This is a genomic window from Weissella paramesenteroides ATCC 33313, from assembly GCF_000160575.1.
GTDB lineage: Bacteria > Bacillota > Bacilli > Lactobacillales > Lactobacillaceae > Weissella > Weissella paramesenteroides.
Genome location: NZ_GG697130.1, coordinates 35,620 through 54,254 on the forward strand (window position 1 = coordinate 35,620; position 18,635 = coordinate 54,254).

The 18,635-nt window shown below is 37.4% G+C and carries 18 protein-coding genes, 3 tRNA genes and 1 pseudogene; 5 read left to right on the plus strand and 17 right to left on the minus strand.

Annotated features, from left to right (window positions below; translation table 11 throughout):
* Nucleotides 1–148: 148 nt before the first annotated feature.
* The 4 genes from HMPREF0877_RS06035 to budA all read left to right on the plus strand — a co-directional run bounded on the left by HMPREF0877_RS06035 (nucleotide 149) and on the right by budA (nucleotide 1,406).
* A tRNA-Glu gene (locus tag HMPREF0877_RS06035) sits at nucleotides 149–220 on the plus strand.
* A 30-nt stretch (nucleotides 221–250) separates the two neighbouring features.
* A tRNA-Glu gene (locus HMPREF0877_RS06040) sits at nucleotides 251–322 on the plus strand.
* 83 nt (nucleotides 323–405) lie between these two features.
* A tRNA-Ser gene (locus tag HMPREF0877_RS06045) sits at nucleotides 406–494 on the plus strand.
* 204 nt (nucleotides 495–698) lie between these two features.
* Nucleotides 699–1,406, plus strand: coding sequence for an acetolactate decarboxylase (gene budA / locus HMPREF0877_RS06050; RefSeq protein WP_002828402.1), 708 nt, complete (start codon nucleotides 699–701; stop codon nucleotides 1,404–1,406).
* Between the two features lie 69 nt (nucleotides 1,407–1,475).
* Here the strand turns inward: budA and HMPREF0877_RS06055 are convergent, their stop codons facing one another.
* The 3 genes from HMPREF0877_RS06055 to ccpA form a co-directional block, all read right to left on the minus strand.
* Nucleotides 1,476–2,825 (minus strand): aspartate aminotransferase family protein, encoded by a 1,350-nt coding sequence (locus HMPREF0877_RS06055; RefSeq protein ID WP_002828403.1) that lies wholly within the window; start codon nucleotides 2,823–2,825, stop codon nucleotides 1,476–1,478.
* A 33-nt stretch (nucleotides 2,826–2,858) separates the two neighbouring features.
* Nucleotides 2,859–4,331 carry an APC family permease gene (locus tag HMPREF0877_RS06060; RefSeq protein WP_002828404.1) on the minus strand — a complete coding sequence of 491 codons (1,473 nt, stop codon included), beginning with the start codon at nucleotides 4,329–4,331 and terminating at the stop codon, nucleotides 2,859–2,861.
* A gap of 412 nt (nucleotides 4,332–4,743) precedes the next feature.
* Entirely contained in the window at nucleotides 4,744–5,757 is a 1,014-nt protein-coding gene (gene ccpA, locus HMPREF0877_RS06065) for a catabolite control protein A (protein ID WP_002828405.1), read from the minus strand.
* Nucleotides 5,758–6,014: 257 nt separating this feature from the next.
* Here ccpA and HMPREF0877_RS06070 point away from each other — a divergent pair, with 257 nt between their 5' ends.
* Nucleotides 6,015–7,115: a M24 family metallopeptidase gene (locus HMPREF0877_RS06070; RefSeq protein WP_002828406.1), complete on the plus strand. Its 1,101-nt coding sequence runs from the start codon at nucleotides 6,015–6,017 to the stop codon at nucleotides 7,113–7,115.
* A gap of 92 nt (nucleotides 7,116–7,207) precedes the next feature.
* Here HMPREF0877_RS06070 and HMPREF0877_RS06075 read toward each other — a convergent pair whose 3' ends face one another.
* From HMPREF0877_RS06075 to HMPREF0877_RS06145, 14 genes and pseudogenes are all read right to left on the minus strand, one after another.
* On the minus strand, nucleotides 7,208–7,798 hold the full coding sequence (locus HMPREF0877_RS06075; protein WP_002828407.1) for an ATP synthase subunit B family protein: 591 nt from the start codon (nucleotides 7,796–7,798) through the stop codon (nucleotides 7,208–7,210).
* A 30-nt stretch (nucleotides 7,799–7,828) separates the two neighbouring features.
* On the minus strand, nucleotides 7,829–8,227 hold the full coding sequence (locus tag HMPREF0877_RS06080; protein WP_002828408.1) for a DUF948 domain-containing protein: 399 nt from the start codon (nucleotides 8,225–8,227) through the stop codon (nucleotides 7,829–7,831).
* Nucleotides 8,228–8,366: 139 nt separating this feature from the next.
* Nucleotides 8,367–10,181: an oligoendopeptidase F gene (gene pepF, locus HMPREF0877_RS06085; RefSeq protein ID WP_002828409.1), complete on the minus strand. Its 1,815-nt coding sequence runs from the start codon at nucleotides 10,179–10,181 to the stop codon at nucleotides 8,367–8,369.
* 64 nt (nucleotides 10,182–10,245) lie between these two features.
* On the minus strand, nucleotides 10,246–11,304 hold the full coding sequence (locus HMPREF0877_RS09845; protein WP_050755321.1) for a competence protein CoiA: 1,059 nt from the start codon (nucleotides 11,302–11,304) through the stop codon (nucleotides 10,246–10,248).
* Nucleotides 11,305–11,395: 91 nt separating this feature from the next.
* Nucleotides 11,396–12,166: an adaptor protein MecA gene (locus HMPREF0877_RS06095; RefSeq protein ID WP_002828411.1), complete on the minus strand. Its 771-nt coding sequence runs from the start codon at nucleotides 12,164–12,166 to the stop codon at nucleotides 11,396–11,398.
* Between the two features lie 153 nt (nucleotides 12,167–12,319).
* Nucleotides 12,320–12,718 carry a transcriptional regulator Spx gene (gene spx, locus HMPREF0877_RS06100; protein ID WP_002828412.1) on the minus strand — a complete coding sequence of 133 codons (399 nt, stop codon included), beginning with the start codon at nucleotides 12,716–12,718 and terminating at the stop codon, nucleotides 12,320–12,322.
* A 166-nt stretch (nucleotides 12,719–12,884) separates the two neighbouring features.
* Nucleotides 12,885–13,997 (minus strand): toxic anion resistance protein, encoded by a 1,113-nt coding sequence (locus HMPREF0877_RS06105; RefSeq protein WP_002828414.1) that lies wholly within the window; start codon nucleotides 13,995–13,997, stop codon nucleotides 12,885–12,887.
* Nucleotides 13,990–14,766: a 5-bromo-4-chloroindolyl phosphate hydrolysis family protein gene (locus HMPREF0877_RS06110; RefSeq protein ID WP_002828415.1), complete on the minus strand. Its 777-nt coding sequence runs from the start codon at nucleotides 14,764–14,766 to the stop codon at nucleotides 13,990–13,992. The genes HMPREF0877_RS06105 and HMPREF0877_RS06110 overlap by 8 nt, the downstream gene beginning before the upstream one ends.
* A gap of 74 nt (nucleotides 14,767–14,840) precedes the next feature.
* Entirely contained in the window at nucleotides 14,841–15,311 is a 471-nt protein-coding gene (locus tag HMPREF0877_RS06115; RefSeq protein ID WP_040760810.1) for a phosphate-starvation-inducible PsiE family protein, read from the minus strand.
* 911 nt (nucleotides 15,312–16,222) lie between these two features.
* Nucleotides 16,223–17,326, minus strand: coding sequence for a GH25 family lysozyme (locus HMPREF0877_RS10395; protein ID WP_002828417.1), 1,104 nt, complete (start codon nucleotides 17,324–17,326; stop codon nucleotides 16,223–16,225).
* Nucleotides 17,327–17,378: 52 nt separating this feature from the next.
* Nucleotides 17,379–17,633: pseudogene (locus tag HMPREF0877_RS06130) on the minus strand (phage holin); the annotation flags it as partial.
* On the minus strand, nucleotides 17,626–17,907 hold the full coding sequence (locus HMPREF0877_RS06135) for a hypothetical protein (protein WP_002828419.1): 282 nt from the start codon (nucleotides 17,905–17,907) through the stop codon (nucleotides 17,626–17,628). The pseudogene HMPREF0877_RS06130 and the gene HMPREF0877_RS06135, both read right to left, overlap by 8 nt.
* Nucleotides 17,908–17,953: 46 nt before the next feature.
* A complete protein-coding gene (locus HMPREF0877_RS06140; RefSeq protein WP_002828420.1) occupies nucleotides 17,954–18,232 on the minus strand; it encodes a hypothetical protein in 279 nt (92 codons plus the stop codon).
* 2 nt (nucleotides 18,233–18,234) lie between these two features.
* The gene (locus tag HMPREF0877_RS06145) at nucleotides 18,235–18,630 is read right to left on the minus strand and encodes a hypothetical protein (protein WP_002828422.1); all 396 of its coding nucleotides are present in this window, start codon (nucleotides 18,628–18,630) and stop codon (nucleotides 18,235–18,237) included.
* Nucleotides 18,631–18,635: the final 5 nt, after the last annotated feature.

Consider the following 18,635-nt stretch of genomic DNA (forward strand, 5'->3'; position numbering starts at 1 on the left):
AAAACAAATTGCTACCCGTCATTTTAACGAGAACAACCATAAATAGCAATATTCTAGTTTTTTTTAAATAAAGTCTTGCATCAATTTAATTCATCTGGTATATTATTATCTGTTGTTGAAACAGAAACATTCCGATCAACATTTACATGGCTCATTGGTCAAGCGGTTAAGACTCCGGTTTTTCACACCGGCATCCAGGGTTCGACTCCCTGATGAGCTATTGGTTTCGACCATCAAACTTCATAATTTTGGCTCATTGGTCAAGCGGTTAAGACTCCGGTTTTTCACACCGGCATCCAGGGTTCGACTCCCTGATGAGCTATTGATGTTACTAGGATACTTGTTATCCTAGTTTTTTTGTACTTGAAACATACAAATGATATCGGTATAATGATTAATTGTGATGGAGCTATGGCAGAGTGGTAATGCAGCGGACTCGAAATCCGCCGAACCGGTGTCGAACCGGCGCACGGGTTCAAATCCCGTTGGCTCCTTAATAGATTTTTAATCAATGATTAACACCCTTCTATATGGGGTGTTTTTTTTATTCTATTAATTAGCTTTATTCTTCTAAATCGCCATAATTCTTTTATCAAAAGTAACTACTAAGCTCTTTTTAAGTTAACAAGCGTAATAATTACTTATTAAATATACTCACATTAAGTAAGGATTTTATCTTAAAAAAGTTGGAGATAGTAATGAATAAAATTTTTCAACACGGCACCCTTGAATTAATTATGGCTGGTTTATACGATGGTACCCTTACCTTTTCAGAGTTACTTGAAAATGGTGATACTGGGATTGGCACTACCCACGGTTTAGATGGCGAAGTAACCATTATTGATGGTCATGCCTATCAAACAAAGTCTTCAGGTGAGACCGTAGAAATTGTCGACTTAAACACCACCACGCCATTCGCATCAGCTCATAAGTCATCAACAAACAGTTTAAAGATCAAGTCGTCTCCATTAACCTTTAATTTATTAGATGAATTAATTAATCAACAAAAGTTAACTAACTCATTTTTATCAATCAGGGCTCATGGTACGATTAAAAACCTTCAAGTTCGCGTAGCTCCCAAACAGAATAAGCCTTACCCAGATTTTAGCACAGTAGCAGCAAGTCAACCGGTATTCAATTACGAAAACGTTACTGGTACATTGGTTGGCGACTTCGGCAACGATTTATATACTGGTGTAATGGCTGGTGGCTGGCATATCCATTTCATTAGCGATGATCGAACAATAGGTGGTCATGTGCTATATTTCGATACGGATAACGTTGATCTAGAAATAGACGTATTCGATACACTAAACTTACATTTGCCAACTAACAATACAGACTTTACTGCACACGATGTTAATTTTGCTGATTTACAGGCAGCTATCGCCCAAGCCGAAAAATAACAATTTTATCTAATACAAAACGACGAACCAAGCATCCCCATGTTCATGCTTAGTTCGTCGTTTTTTTAGTTACCAACCAATATGATGACGTCCATTTGGTTCAAGTAACTCACCAGCTTGATAGCCAGCAAACACCTTATGGATAACATCAAATGCTTGTTGTAATTCTTCTTTTTTAATGACTAGTGGTGGTTGAAACCTTAGCGTATTACCACGTAATGAGATCATCAGCACACCATTTTTAAATAGGTTATAGATAATGGTATTGGTCCCTTGCTCATCTCCCAAACCAGTTTCAGGATCAATAATATCAATACCACCATTTAGACCATACAATCGGACATCGCCAATAAAATCAAATGTTGCTTGCTCTTTTTCAAAAAATTGCTTTGCAAATTTACCAAGCTCAGCAGATCTTTCAATCAATTTTTCAGACTTAATCACGTCCAATGTTGCTAATGCTGAAGCAGCACTGATAACATTACCAGCAGTTGTATAAACATTTGCAGGTGCATCAAGACTTTGCATGATTTCCCGTCTACCCAAGACAGCACTTAACGGCAAACCTGAAGCCATTGATTTTCCCATCGCAATCAAATCTGGATGGATGCCAAAATGTTCAAATGCCCAGAATTTACCTGTACGACCATAACCTTGGTTAACCTCATCAACAGCTAACAGGATACCATGATCATGCGCAAAGTCTGCTACCTTTTGCCAATAACCCGCTGGCGGAGCCATAATACCACCATCTCCTTGAATTGCTTCAATCATGATGACTGCTGTTTCTTCAGCTGGCAAATAATTTTCGAATGGTTCTTTAAAAGCAGCAAACATACGCTCAGAAAAAGCTTCATCATTCTCACCAGGTAAGCGTTTATCAGGGGATGGAAATGGTACTTTATAAAATCCAGGCAATAGTGGTCCAATTTTACGACTCATGTTTAAGCTGACTGCTGATGCAGAAATCGAACCATAAGTTGAACCATGATATGCCCCGACAAATGAGACAACATTCGTCCTACCTGTATATCCGCGAGCAAACTTAATGACTGCATCATTAGCATCGGAACCTGAATTACCAAAAACAACCATCCAATCTTTCCAATCTTTTTCATCACCGGGTGCTAATTTTACCAATTCTGAAGCTAATTTAGCCTCTGTTGATGTGGCAAAATATGCAGCAGTATAATGAACTAGCTTTTCAGCCTGATCCTGGATAGCTTTCACAATCTTTGGATGTGCATGCCCTGTATTTGTTGCACTAGCACTTGCTAACAAATCAATGTACTCATTCCCAGCAACATCTTTTAAAATTGCCCCTTTACCTGAGTCAAGAACCACATCAAAATAATAAACGCGCCCAGCGCCAGCAAAATGCTGTTCTTCTTGATTTAAAACATCATTATTTTCAACCATTTTTGCTATCTTACTCCCCCTACTAAGTACTATTTACTTACCTGATTTGCTTCTCAATACTGAATGTTTTGCTCCATAAAGGAAATACACAACAATTCCGATAATAAACCAAATTAAAGCATAAATCTTTGCCTCGGCACTAAGTCCCCAAAATACCCATGCTGACAAAATTGCACCAATTGCTGGGGTGACAGGATAACCTGGCATTTTAAACCCAGCTTCTGGCAAGTCTTTACCTTCTCGCTTATGCAATGAATACATAGCTAGTGAAACAAAAATAAACGCAATCAGAGTTCCTGCAGAAATTAATTCTGAAAGGAACGAAAATGGGAAGAATGATCCAACCAGAACCGCAACAACAGTCAAGACTAACAAGCCACGATTTGGCAATCCCTTGTTTTCAGTAACTTGACCCAACCATTTTGGTAACATACCATCACGTCCAAATGAGTATAGCAACCGTGACCCAGCCATCATCATACCAATCAATGCTGTCAACATTCCAACAACAGCAATAGTTGAAACTGTAGCCGCAACGATTGGATGACCAGCTTGTCGCAATGCCCAACCAACTGGTTCAGCGTTATCAACATACTTGGTGTACTTAAACATACCAACAAGAACCAGTGAAACACCAACAAACAAGACAACGGCAATTAGTAATGATCCTAAAATACCACGAGGCATTGTTTTTTGTGGATTAACGGCTTCTGCGGAATTTGAAGCAATTGAGTCAAAACCAATATATGCTAGGAAAATACCAGACACACCAGCCCAAATTCCTTGGAACCCACCTAACGTCGTGCCATTTGGGTTATATGCAGGAACAAATGGTGAATAATTTTCTGGATGAATGGCTGTTAAGCCAACCACAATAAATAGCAAAACGGCGAGTACTTTGATAACAACTAGTGTCACTTCAACACGAGATGCTTCATGTACACCATGTGATAATAGCCATGCGACTAAAATAATTGCTATAAAGGCCACGATATCAACAAAGCCGCCCTTAGGACCGCTGACAGATGAGGCCCACCCAAATAGTGAATGCGTATCTAATGCACCAGATAATGCTGGTGGCAAATTAATACCAATCTGAGAAATTAATCCTCTAAAGTTTGCTGATAAACCAGAACCAACGAATGCAACTGCAATGATGTATTCAGCTAACAAAGCCCAGCCGGCAATCCAACCGAAGCCTTCACCAAACAAAACATTGATCCATGAATATGCTGAACCAGCAACAGGTAAAGTAGATGCCATTTCGGCATATGCCAAGGCAACAAATCCTGCAACAACTGCTGCCAATAAGAATGAAAATACAACTCCAGGGCCAGCATAATTAGCCGCCACAACGCCCGGTAAAGTAAAAATAGCCGTTGAAACAATTGTTCCAACACCTAATGCTAAAAAGTCCTTCGTATGTAAGATACGTGGCATATCCGCATCTTTGCTAATATATGTGGAAGCATCCTCGCGCTCCAAAAATTTTGACCATAGCCCCATATAAAAATTCTCCTAACTTGGGTGACTTTATCAAGCATGATTTCAAAAACTTAAGCTTAAAAAATTAAAATATTTTTTATTTTAAGTAAAAAATCACCTAATATAATATTACTGGATGAAATTAATATTGCTATCACATAACTAAAAATTAAAAAAATAATAGCTTTATAATATAGTGCTAGCAATGTATCAACCAATTATTTCAATGATACCGCGCTGATTATAAAAGTCAATATTTTTCTAATTTTTTTATCATTTTTTGACTAAATCAGTTATAAGATTAACGTTCTTAAATAAAAAAGAACGGTTTTTTTGAAATCACTCAAAAAAGCCATCCTATTTTTCTTATTCCGTCACTTAATAAGACTACTGTTTATGAATTCCAAAACAGATTTAAAATCTTATCGTACACCTACATATTGTCATGCTTAGTTGATCCACGATCTACATAACCATGTGGGAGAACAATATTATTAACTGCCAGTTCTTCATGATTCATCAACTTTGTTAACATGCGCATGGCAACTGCACCAATATCATAAATTGGTTGTGTAATTGATGACAATTGTGGTCGTGTAATCACCGCAACCTTTGAATCATTGCCTGTAATGATTTCAAAGTCGTCTGGTACATTAACACCTGCATCTGTTAGACCGTTAATCACACCAGCAGCCATTTCGTCATTGGCAACAATTGCTGCAGTCGCCTCTGAATCTTTAATTTCTTGAGCGAGTTGATAACCTGACTGATAGTCATATGTTCCTTGGAAAACTAGCTTCTCATCATAAGCCACATCGTACGCAGCCAAAGCATCTTGATAACCAAGTAGTTTATGTGCCTTGTTCATATAATGATCTAAATCGCCAGTGACGAAAGCAATTTTGGTATGACCCGCTTGCAGCAATCTTGTTGTTGCATCACTCATTGCTGATCTATATTCGATATTAACTGATGGCTGTTCTTCATACTCATCTAACAAGCCAGCCAAAACTACAGGTACATCAGCTTTCTTAAATTCATCACGAATATCATCATTTAAAATGTTACCCATAAATACAATACCATCAACTTGCTTACCAAGAAGATTTTCCATCACTTGAATTTCTTTAGTATTTGACTCATCGGAATTCGCTAAAATAATTTGATAATGATACATTGCCGCAACATCATCAATACCACGAGCTAATTCAGCAAAATAATGGTTGGTAACATCAGGGATAACGACACCAATTGTCGTTGTTCGCCGTGAGGCCAATCCTCGAGCAACTGCATTTGGACGGTACCCCAACTTAGCAATCACCGCATTAACTTTTTCTTTTGTTTCAGCTTTAACATTTGCATTACCATTCACGACACGTGAAACAGTTGCCATTGACACTTTTGCTTCTCGCGCCACATCATAAATTGTGACAGTTTGTTTATCCATTACTATTCTCCTAAAAATACAAATTTTTAATTCAGACTCGAGCGCTAGACAAATTTATTTAATCTAACAGCCATTAACTGATTTTATTTTATGGGAACGCTTACAATGTGATTGTAACATGTTTTCATAATTTGTTTCATCATTTAATAATAATTTCACACAATGGTTAATTGTAACATAACTTTTTATCATAGATGGGCATTTTTTAAAAATGAGCGTACAATTAATCATATATTTCAATTAAAGGAGAATTTTTAATGACCAATAAACTTTCATCAATACAAAGTTGGCTAGAAGAACAACAACTAGATGTTGCATACTTCTCAGATTTTCATTCAATTGATTACCTAACGGGTTTCAATTCTGACCCTATTGAGCGTGTACTCGCTCTAGTGGTTTTCCCACAAGATGAGCCATTTATCTTTGCGCCAGCCCTTGAGGTTGAAGCTGTTAAAAGCTCAGGCTGGTCTCATCCTGTTTATGGTTATCAGGACCAAGAAAATCCATGGGCACTAATTAATGAACATTTGCACGCCCATACACAACATACAGAAAAATGGGCAGTTGAACAAGAGCAACTCACACTAAAACGTGCTTCCCTTATTCAAACGGCTGTTCCAGAAGCAAAGTTTATCGGTAATTTATCACCATTAATGACCAAATTGCACTTGATTAAAACTCCTGATGAAATTATTAAATTACACAAAGCTGGTGAAGATGCAGACCGCGCGTTTGAGTTTGCCTTTAATGCCTTGAAGGCTGGTGTTTCTGAACTCCAAGTAATGGCAAAATTAGAGTATGATTTAAAGTCTTCAGGTGTTGTTGGCATGTCATTTGATACACTGGTTCAATTTGGTGCTCATGCTGCCGAACCACATGGTGACACAGGTAACAATACATTGAAGCCTGGTGATCTTGCCTTATTTGATCTTGGTACTATCTATGATGGTTACGTATCTGACGCAACACGTACGGTTGCTTTCCAATCAGTATCAGATCATCAACGAGAAGTTTATAATGTTGTCTTAGAGGCTGAACTAACTGCCCAAGCTGCCGCCAAGCCAGGCATGACTGCTGGTGAATTGGATGGCATTGCACGAGATATCATCACAAAGGCTGGTTATGGTGAATATTTCGTACATCGACTTGGACACGGAATCGGTTCATCTGTGCACGAATCAATTCAAATTGCACAAGGCAATGACTTAGTTCTACAACCAGGCATGTCATTTTCAATCGAACCAGGAATTTATATTCCTGGCGATTTAGGTATTCGTATCGAAGACTCAGTTATTGTCACAGAATCTGGTGTTGATCCATACACGCACTCACCTAAAGAATTACGTATTATTGAATAATTTTAAAATTAATATATGTTACAAAAAAACGTTAGCTCAAGCCAATCTGGTTGGGCTAACGTTTTTCATTTATTTAATATAGAACTGAAGAACTATTTATCAGCTTCCTCAGATAAACCTTTTTTATCGGTTTCTGATAGTCCAGTTGTTGGCTCCAATACTTCAGGCTCAACCTCATCTTCAAAGCTTTCAAAGGTTTCTGATGCAACTGCATCATCCGTTGGTGAAAGAACAATATCCTCTTCTGTCTGTTCAGCAACATCAGCTTTAATCTGTTCTCTAAAATCATCGGCCTTTGCTTTAGCTTGATTAGATAAGTCTTGTGCTTGATTTCGTAAATCCGTTGCCTTTGCTTGCGCTGAGGCCAACAATTCATCAGCCTTTGCACGTAAATCAGCAGACTTTTCTTCAGCTGATTCCTTAAGGTCTGTCACCTTGGTATCAAAGGCATAGCTCTTATCAGAAACAAAATCATCGGCCTTATCACGAACTGATGCAACGGCATCAGTCGCAGCATAACTGTAATCCACTACTTTATCACGAAAATCAGCTACAACATCATCAAACTTTTCTTTTAAGTCATCTTGTTGTTCAACAGTCAACATCTTGTAGTAACCGTATCCTGCAGCGGCAACTAAACTACCAAATGCGACACCAGCTAAAAATCCTTTTGTCTTTGACATGAATATATCCTCCGTTTTATTAACCAATGGCTATTTTTGCGTAGCTTCAGCTTTTTTTGCATTCTTACGATTCTTTCTAGCTGCATTAGCCGCAAAAAGTGCTGACGCTACTTTCGTCTTGTTTGAACTAGACGATGATCGTACTTTGTCTGTTAAATTATGCGTCGCATCATTTAATTCTGATACTGAGGTCCCCAAATCAGCAATTGCCTGAAAGGCAGGATCAATTGTTGCCACCTTTCCATTCACATCATCTAGCAACGTGTCTACATTAGCTAATATATCATTAGCCTCACGTGCAATAATGTCAACATCTTTCGTCACAACACCTAGTGTTTGCGTCAATCTCACTAAGAATAATCCAATAAATAGAACTAATAATAATACTGCAATAGCTAAAATTATTAGAGCAATTTGTCCACCTGACATATTTTCCCTCCTAGCATTTCTGTGTATACCCACTATTTTAACGTTTTATACCTGTACTGGCAATTGTAAGAATTTTATAGATAAAAGTATACACCAGATATGATATCATCATTACTTTCTAAAATTACCTAACTTGACGTTACTCAAGGCCTAATTCATTAACTAATTGTTCGAATTCATTTAAGCGCTGCTCAAAGACATTGAACGTCTCTCGTAGATAGTCAGGCTTCGTCATATCGACACCTGCTTTTTTCATGACATCAATTGGAAATGCTGATGCACCAGCTTTTAGATACTCCTTATATGCATCAACCGCCGTCTGTCCCCCATGTAAAATTTTATCTGCCAGTGCCGTAGCGGCAGCAAAACCGGTACTATATTGGAAGACATAGAAGTTATAGTAAAAGTGTGGAATACGCTCCCACTCGTGTGCAATTTCTTCATCTACAGTCAATGCTGGCCCATAATAACGTTGGTTCAACTCGCCATAAGCTTCATTCAATACTTCAGCAGTTAGCGGTGTACCACTAGCATCAGTTTCATGCATCCACTGTTCAAATTCAGCAAATTGTGTTTGTCTGAATAAAGTACCCTTGACACCATCGAGATACTGATTTAACACGTATGCCTTTAATTTTTTATCAGTAATGGTACGTAATAGGTAGTCTGTTAACAAATTTTCATTCGTCGTCGATGCAATTTCTGCAAGGAAAATTGGATAGTCACCATATTGGTAAGGCTGACTCGTTCTTGTTAAGTAAGAGTGCACAGAATGACCCATTTCATGTACTAATGTACTTAAATTATTCAAATTATCAACCCAATTTAGTAGAATGAATGGGTTTGTATCATAAGAACCACCTGAATAGGCACCCGAACGTTTACCTTTATTCTCAATAACATCAATCCAACGATTATCAAATGCTTTTTGGACAATTGCTAGATAATCTTCACCCAAAGGAGCTAATGCTTTTAATGCTTCAGCTTGAGCACGTGGATAATCAATTTCATAGTCTGGTTCACCAAGAATTGGCGTATACAAATCATAAGAATGTAGCTCTGAAAGTTTCAATAATCGTTTACGTAAATTCATATAGCGATGCAATAAAGGTAACGCCTTATTTACTTCAGCCACAAGCGTATCATAAACTATCTCAGGCACATTATTAGCAGCCAAAGCAGCTTGACGAGCTGAGTCAAAATGGTGCACCTGGGCTAAATAATTATGTCCCTTGACATGACTACCAATCAACGACGCAAACGTATTATCTAGTGCCATGTATGATGCGTAAAATGTTTTAAACGCATTTCTACGTACATCCGGATTAACAGATTCTAATAATCGTGAATAAACCCCGTCTGACAAGGTTTCTAATTCACCTTCATCATTTTCTACAGCATCAAACTGGATGTCAGCATTATCCAACATACCAAATGCTCGTTCTGAAGCACCAAAAACATCCCCTGCAGCAGCTAATAATTTTTCTTCATTTTCAGGAAGGACATGACCTTTTTGTGTCAAAATATCATCAAAGTAGTGTTGGTAATCATTTAGACGTGGCTCAGCTGCAAAAAATGCTGCAAGCTGCTCCGCAGAAAGTGAGAGAACCGTTGGGTCAAAAAATGCAATTGCGGCAGAAACCTTAGCGGCAATTGTTTCGGCCTTATTACTTAATCCCTGATAAAAACCATTAGCTGTATCTTGATCTGATTTCATTGATGCATAGACGTATAGCTTCTCTAAGTCACGCATTAACCCTAAGCCGTATTGCAGTGCATTGTATAATGACGTGCCCGATTCTGTTGCACTGGTGGCAAAAAAATCTGCAGTGTTTAGACGCTCTGCTAATTCATCATAGGCATCTTGCCAAGCTTCATCACTAGCAAAAATTGTACTAAGATCCCATGTTGCTGATTCTGGTAGTTCTTCACGTAAAGGTAGTTCTTTAACCATTATTGTCCCTCATTTCAGTCTAATATAATCTTCATTTTATCATAGTTTGTTTGTCTATTCAGTGCTAGTTCGATAGTTTCCTTGATAGGATATGAGAATCAATAAAATAAGCTTCTCGGAATGCTTCGAGTTTATCTTGATAAGTGTCAAACCATTTCACTAAGTTGCCTAGTTTAAATTTTCCATTTGTATATTCAATTTGATTCGCCTTAAGAGCATCATTTAAAAAATGATAAAGCCATAGTTTTTGTACATCCCTTACCATTACACAACCAAATTGCTGCCAATCTTGAACAATACATCGTTGCAGCATTTCATCCATACTAACCGACTTGTTCTCTAAAACCATAATAATACGAACAGCAACTTGCCAATGTGGTATCTTAAGCCCACCTGGGAGTGAATATTGCGCATGGCAAATCCAAGGAATGCCAACAATATTTCTATTTTGTTTATAAAGATACTCTTGTATCTCACGGATTTTTGGCTTTGCAAGTATAACTGACTGTTGTATCTTTAACAATTGTTGCAGCTGATTATTTACTCGGGTTTTGCGAGTTACTAAACCACCATTATCAATTTGCCACCATCCCTGATAGTAAATATTATGCTTATAATTCCAAAAAAATATTTTTAATTCAAAATTATGGATAACTGCAAATTTCGCCATCGTTGTCGCTAATATTCGCTTTTTTTGATAAGTTTCACCTAAAATCCACAATGTCTGTAAATGTAAATTTCGATAACCAGCCATCCGCTTTCGAACCTGTTCAAGCGTAATGGGAGCACACTGAAACTCAATTGCCGTCCATTTATCGCCTCTTCTTATCATTAGGTCTGGTCGCTGCTGGATTTCACTAAGCCAAGGCTCCAGCTTCACTTCATCATATTTTTTACTAAAGTATTGAAATAGAGCTAATTTTCCTTGAAGGTGCAATGCCGATTCGCCTTCACTACTAGCATCACAGTTTGCAAGAATTTTATGTGCGTAGTGGGCTATCTTGATTTTGCCTTTTTTTAAACAAACGGACTCACCACACCCTGGACATACATACTCATCATTTAATCTTGCCAAATTAGCATCCATATACTCTTTTGTATGTGCATGTCGCGCAATTAACATCATTCAACCTCCATAAATAGAGACGAAAACTAATGTATTTTTTACAAAAAAACTGAGACAGAGATTTCTGTCCCAGTTCCACTGGATCATATTACTTAAAGTAGCTTAATACTTGTTCAAGCGCATTATCATTAAAAACAATTTGACCGTGTTCCACCAAAACCTCAGCAGATACTTCTGAGACTTTGGCAAATTCTCTAGCAACGCCTGTCAAATCCTTAATATCATAATTATTTTGCAGGGCTTGACCATCTATACCTAAGATATAGTAAAACTTACTGTGATACTTTACTAATTTTGTGCTGAAAGCAAAATCTTGTTTTTGCATCATTAGTGAAAATTGAATGATATTCTCAAAATCATCAAATTGCAGTACCAACTCCTGATCATTAATGTTTTCTGAAGTTAATAATCTATCGACTAAATGGTTCTGCTTATCAGATGTAGAAACATCTTTCATCTGTGATTGCTTTATAATTGATTGGTCTGCTACGTTCTGACTATCCTTACTGTCGCTAGCAAGCAATTTATCTAATAAGTCATCAGAAACATCATCATTAGACTCACCGGCATCTCGCTTACCAAGTACGGAATTCAGCATCCCCTCCATCATTGTTTTGTCATCAATATTTTTAGAAATAAATAGTTCTAAACCATTTCGATTAGGCAATACTTGGAAGGTTACGGCTTCGTTATCTTCAAAATCACCATCAACATCGACTTCTTCTAAAATACTATAGAAGAACTCTTCAATTTCATCTTGGTTGCCCAGCAAATCAACAATTGAAATACTACGCTCCGCTAAATCATCATTTGTGACAACAACGCGAATGGTATCATCATTTATTCGTTCCATTTCCATAATGGGCACCCCTTTCTTCTCAACTAAATATGAGAAATCGTTCTAACAATATATTATAACAAATTCTTGGTTTATTCGTCGAATACATTGTAAAAAAGTTGATGCCATATTAGAACATCAACTTTAAATAACTTATTTTGACAAAAATTAATTCTATAAATCAACCATAGCGGTGACGCGAGCCAATTCTGCCTGACGCATTTCATGAGGTAAGAATCGTCGAATTTCATCTTCATTATAACCGACCTGCATACGTTTTTCATCCATAATCAATGGACGCTTCAATAGTGCTGGTTGATTATGCAACAAATCAATCAATGAACTTAACGACATATCGTCTAATTTAATGTCTAATTCTGTAAATAGTTTTGACCTTGTTGAGATAATTTCTTCGGTACCATCCTCAGTCATACGCAAAATATTTTTAATCTCTTCACGAGTTAATGGTTCTTTAAATATATTTCGTTCTTGATAAGAAATCTCATTCTCCTCGAGCCATGCACGCGCTTTTCGGCATGATGTACAACTTGGTGATGTATATAACGTTACCATAATGGGCCTCCTCTCGGCACTACAATGATACGACTATTCATACTAATGTTTCTTATAGTGTCCATTATAACGGTATCGGCCAAAACATGTAACCCTTTTTTGTCAAATAATTGTAATAAATTAAAAAAATCTCATTTTTTAGTCAATCTCAGTTAAACTATACGTTTTATATTGGTTTTTTATCTGATTCTGTTGCCATCGAAATGAGCGTCTCTTTCAGTTCTGATTCCATATCTTTCATTTGCTGTTCTGCTGCAACACGTTTGTCCCGACCTTCTTTTTGAATAATCATTGTTTCTTTGATAGTTTTAATCAATTGGTCCTGTGTGTGTTGCAATGTTTCGATATCGACAATGCCACGCTCATTTTCCTTGGCTGCTTCAATTGTATTTTGTTGTAACATATCCGCATTTGACTGCAGTAATTGATTCGTTGTATCAGACACAGCTCGTTGGGCATTTACTGCTTTCTTTTGTTTCAACAATGTTAGGGCAATCGTAACTTGATTTTTCCACAGCGGAATCGCAGAGTTAACTGATGTTTGAATTTTTTCAGCCAGAACTTGGTTAGTTGTTTGAATCAGTCTAATTTGTGGTGCTTGTTGCAATGTCATTTGTTGCGTCAACTTTAAATCGTTCACTCGCTTTTCAAGCCGGTGCTGGAATTGTATTAAATCTTGCACTTTTTGGGCTAATAATTGATTATCTGACTGCTGTGCCAGCTTTTGTGCAGCTGGTAATTCTCTTTTTTCAATATCTGTTAATTTCATTTCTGCCCCAACAATGTGGACATTTAGCTGATTGAAAAAAGACATATTTTTACTGTACAAATCATCAAGCATACGGTTATCAGCCATTAATTCCGTTTGAAAATGTTGTAACTGTCCGGCAACATGATCAACTTGTGCGCCGATTTTTTGATATTTTGCCGTTAGTTCATAAATGGATTTTTGCATATTTTTAAATATACGCGCAAAGAATCCCTGTTTAATAGGTGTTAATTCAGTTGGATTAGCCTGAGAAAGATTGAACATCAACTCTGTCAATGTGTCTCCAATTGGTCCAACATCTTGTGACTGTACCTTTTCCAGTACTTCCTGCGAAAAATCAGTTAGGTCTTTCTGGGTATCTTCACCATATGAAATAATTGAATCCAAATGTTCCACATCAAGTTGTTGTGCAAGTTTTAAAGCTTCTGATCGATCCTTTGACGTTAACTGACCCACTCTATCGATTCTACTACTTGTCAAATCTTTTTGTGATTGTTGCTCTTCATTCATGCCTATCTCCCAATGTATCCTTTGTTGTATTCATCCGACTATTTAAATTATTCATATCCTCACTGATTACTAACCGGTAATCTTTACATATATTCATCGATAATTCTTTAATCAATTGTCGTGCCGTTTTTAACTGTTTTTTATCTTCATCACTAATAACAGAATGATTTGCAATTTCTACATAACTCACTAACAATTGTTCTAAATTAGGTAATCTACGATATGCAAAGTCGTTCACCGTGAGCAATTGGGTTGGTTTCTCTGCTAATTTATTTAAAATAGCCTCAATATATGTGACAACTTTTGTTTCTATTGCAATTCTTCTAAGTCCCACAGTTTGCTGAAACAAAACTTTTACGTGCCATGCCGATTTCTGCATAGGCTTAAATGTTTGTTTAAAAACACGGCTATCACGTCGTGTTAAGCCACTCTTATTGATTTTTAAACGAGGATGTTGTTTTAATTGCGTGAGCTTAGCATGTGGCATGACAAATAATTCCCGTAACCCAACGACCAACATAATTAATAGTCCCTGTGATATTAATCCTAATTGTGGACTGCCCGCAACTAATAAAATAAGTACAATTGGTAGAACCCATCGAAAGCTCTTTTTGATTGATACACCTAATACAGCAAGACTACCTATAAAAAGCCAAGCTGCTGCATTTGTATAATGACTAAAAATGATGGCCAAAATGAATAATCCCCAAAATAATGTCCATCTTATTTTGCGAAAATATTGCTTTGGTATATGGTCCAAATCCATCATACTGTTCCTCCAACCTTCATTTTTTTCATTATACAATATTCAATCATTAAATTAGTAACAAAACCCCGTAATACCTAATGTTCATCAGTTGCTTGTTGCAGTTGATGTTCTTCAGCAAATATCACTTCTTCTCTAGCTTCTTTTTGTTCCAAATCCGCCAAATATCGTCGTGACCAACGATAAACAATCAAAACTAAAATCATAATTGCAATAGAAATTGATTGAATCAATATTCCCATCGTGTCATCATGATAAACTAGTAAATTGCGGAGCATTGCTGTAATTCCAATATACATGAAATTTTGTAATGAAATGTGCTTTTGTAAAAAATATTCTTGTGTTAATACAACAAACTCAAAGAATAAAAACGTTTCTAAAATCAATCGCGCAATGCTATAAAAATTTTTCTGAAGGTCTGTTTGCCAAACCATTTGCACCAAAATCCACAAATCCTTGACAAAAAAACCAAACATAATTATTCCTAAGATAAGCATACCCACGCCTAAAAAAATGTTATATCCTTTTTCAAGATGCTTATAACCCATATAAGATCCTCCATTCATTTACTATCTCAATAGTACCAAACCGGCATCTGAAGTGATAGTTTTTTAAATAACCGAACAAAAATAAAATTGTACATACCATAATACTTAATTTATGAGTGCTACAAAAATGTTACCAGTGCAAAATAAAAGCCCTAAAAATCCTAAAAATGAAGGATTCTTAGAGCTATTTTGAGTGCCGTCGACAGGCATTCACTTTCCTATTATATAGGTGTTTACGAGGTGTGTGTAGCAAACTTGTAGCAAATATCCTGTTTCAAATAATGCAAAAAGTCTCACCAGATAGAGTGACAGCTCTAACCAGTGGGGATTTTTAAAATGTTCTATCCTAGTTACAAATAACCAATAAGATGAGATAAATCATGTAGTACGTAAATCAACAAACTTTGTAGGAATAAGTAGGATAACTAGTAGACGGTTATATCCACCAAATATCTACACAATTATTTTAATACAATATTTTAAACAACCTACAAAAAAACCACCAGTCGCATAATCTGGTGGTTTGAACCATGACAAATAGCAAATACAAAATGGTAAGATATCACAGTTTTAATAGTTATGTGACTCGATCAACACATAACTACTTGTAGAGCAGCTGGAAGAGATACTAAGCCCTACATGATAATCATAACACATAGCAAAAAAGCCCACCAGTCGCAATGACCAGTGGGCTGAACCATGAAAGGAGCAAATACAAAATGGTAAGATATCACGGTTTTAATAGTTACGTGACTCGATCAACACATAACTAATGTAGAGCAGCTGGAGAATAGCTTCGATAGATATCATGCTCTACGTAGGAATTATAACACACAACAAAAAGCCCACCAAACTATTCAATCGAATAACCTAGTGGGCTTAATTTTGCGACCGACATTAATGTCGGTCCCTTATTTAGTTAATAACGAATTGGCATTGTACCAGATGTTGCCATAAACACCTTCAACGATACCAGCACCATTTGAGGCGTTATCGTATCGATCAATTGTACCATAGCTGTAACCAGTTTTGAACTTAACTGTATCGCCAACACGAGTTGCTGCATAGTTACCACGAGTGATGTTATCTAGCATAGCTAGTGGAATACCATTGGCCGTCCACGAGGCGTCTTTACCGCCAGCAAGGTCGTAATTGATAGCCTGCCACATACCATTGACATAAGCAATCTTGTCCACACGGAAGCTCTTGTAAGCCGTGAAACGATTACCCGCATTCTTAAACTGCTTGATGGCTAATGTGTCTGGCTTGTTCACCACTGGCTTACTTGGCGTGATATTTGGCACCACAGCGTTCTTATCAGTGCCAGCTGTAAAGAAGTTGTCGTACAGAATTGAAGCGTCAAAACGTCCCAATGAGCTGGCGAAGGTTTGGTTTGACGTCCATTGCCAAGCGTGCTCAGTTGAATAAAGCTTCATAGCCGATGTGGGTACGTATGGGTATTGCGCCAACCACGCCTTTTCCCCAGCAGGACTGACACTTGATGAGTAACCACCAGTGTAAGTGGTTGAGCGGTAACCATACGCCCGCACACGGTTTTCAAACGCTGTTGCAACTGGTTGCATACGTGAGCCCATTGACAATTGGTATGAGTTCTCAATATCAACTGCCAAGACAGCACCAACAGGTAAGCCGTCAGCCTTTGCCATACGAACCGCATAATCAGCTTCAGCAATCGCCCCAGCAACTGTCGTTGATGACAGGAAATGGTACCCGTTGATGTAAACACCAGCAGCCTTAGCGGCTGCAATGTTTCCTGGTGCGGTGTAATCATGGAAAGTCGTTCCTTCTGAAATCTTGGTGGTGATTGCCTTAACACCGTAATTGTTGCGCATATACACGAACTCTGGCGCTGTCATTTGGCCGTTATGATTAGACGTATCGACCATATCCACACGAGGTGTGTCAGCATGGACAGTATCAGATGATACATAGCCAACACCTGCGAATGCTAAAAAAGCACCTGTCACAACAAGTGCTTGCTTTAATTTATTCATAACATCTCCTTTATTTTAATTGGTCAGTCGTATCAGGTACTTGAGTGACCTTAGCTGGCGATTCTATTTGCGATTTAGCTGGTGTCTCAACAACACCACCACCTGATACAACACCGAGAATTCCTAGAATAGTCAGCATGGTGTTAACAACAGCAACAATAGCGTTCCAGTCACCCGTAAATTTAATCCCAAAAGCCGCAAATAATTGCTGAATTAGGACAATCAATAAAGAAAGCAGACCAGCAATCATCTTTCCAGAGTAACTACCGTCTGCATTCTTAAGCGAATTATTTATTTTTTTAATCATTGTGTTTGAAAACCTCCTTAGAAAGGTTGATTAGTTTTTCATCATGACGTTCCAAGATACGATCATGACCATCTAAGCGTTTATCGATGGCATTAATACGAATTTCTTGCTTATCAAACGTCTTGTTCAGCCTATCCAGACTGTCAATTAAACTATCCATGCGACTAGATATGGGATATAGCGAACCTTTGATTGCTGTTTTAAATATGAACCCTACAGCAGTTGATACACCACCGATAATACCAACAATTGCTGCAATATCTGCCCAATGCAAATTAACAAAAATATGATCACCTCTTTTCGACTAACTTATTGCCTGATTACTTAACATCAGTTTCACCTGTGGTTACTGTTGTATCAGAGGCCTGACTAGCTAACTCAGTTGCCTTTTTGTCTGCCGCATCAAACACTGTGTTTTGGAAAGTCGTTAGACTATCACGGAATAACTTAGTGTTAGCACGATAAACGTCTTGATTAGAAATATAGTAATTCACGCTAGGTACTGCGCTCTCATCAACGGAACCGTTGAAGTTTACGAATGGTTTATTGTCAGCTGCTTGTAGTTGTGCTGAAAATGAAATTGATTGTTTAATATCCATGATTAATTCTCCTGTTCTGTTTCTAGGGCATCAAAAAAAGCATCGAAAGCTTCTGCATATTGTGGATCAATATCTTCATTCCACTCTGCAAAATATTCTTTCAACGCTTTCATAAGGGTTGGTTGGTTAAGTTCAATAGTTACTTCTTCATTTAATAGCACCGCATGTTCGGTATGATACTCGATTGGCGCAACGCCATCTGACCAATTAATTTGTCCCTGCTCATTAACCTCACCGTTAAAATCAGCTACCAGTTGCTTTTCTGACTCGGCTAAGTTTTGTAACTCAGCGTTTAAACTAGCAACTAGTTTTGTTCTAGCTCGACTAACCTGTGCTGGCAAGGTTAATGATTGTAGGAAATTTCCTACTGGTACGAGTGCTTTGTTTTGTAAATTCATTTGTG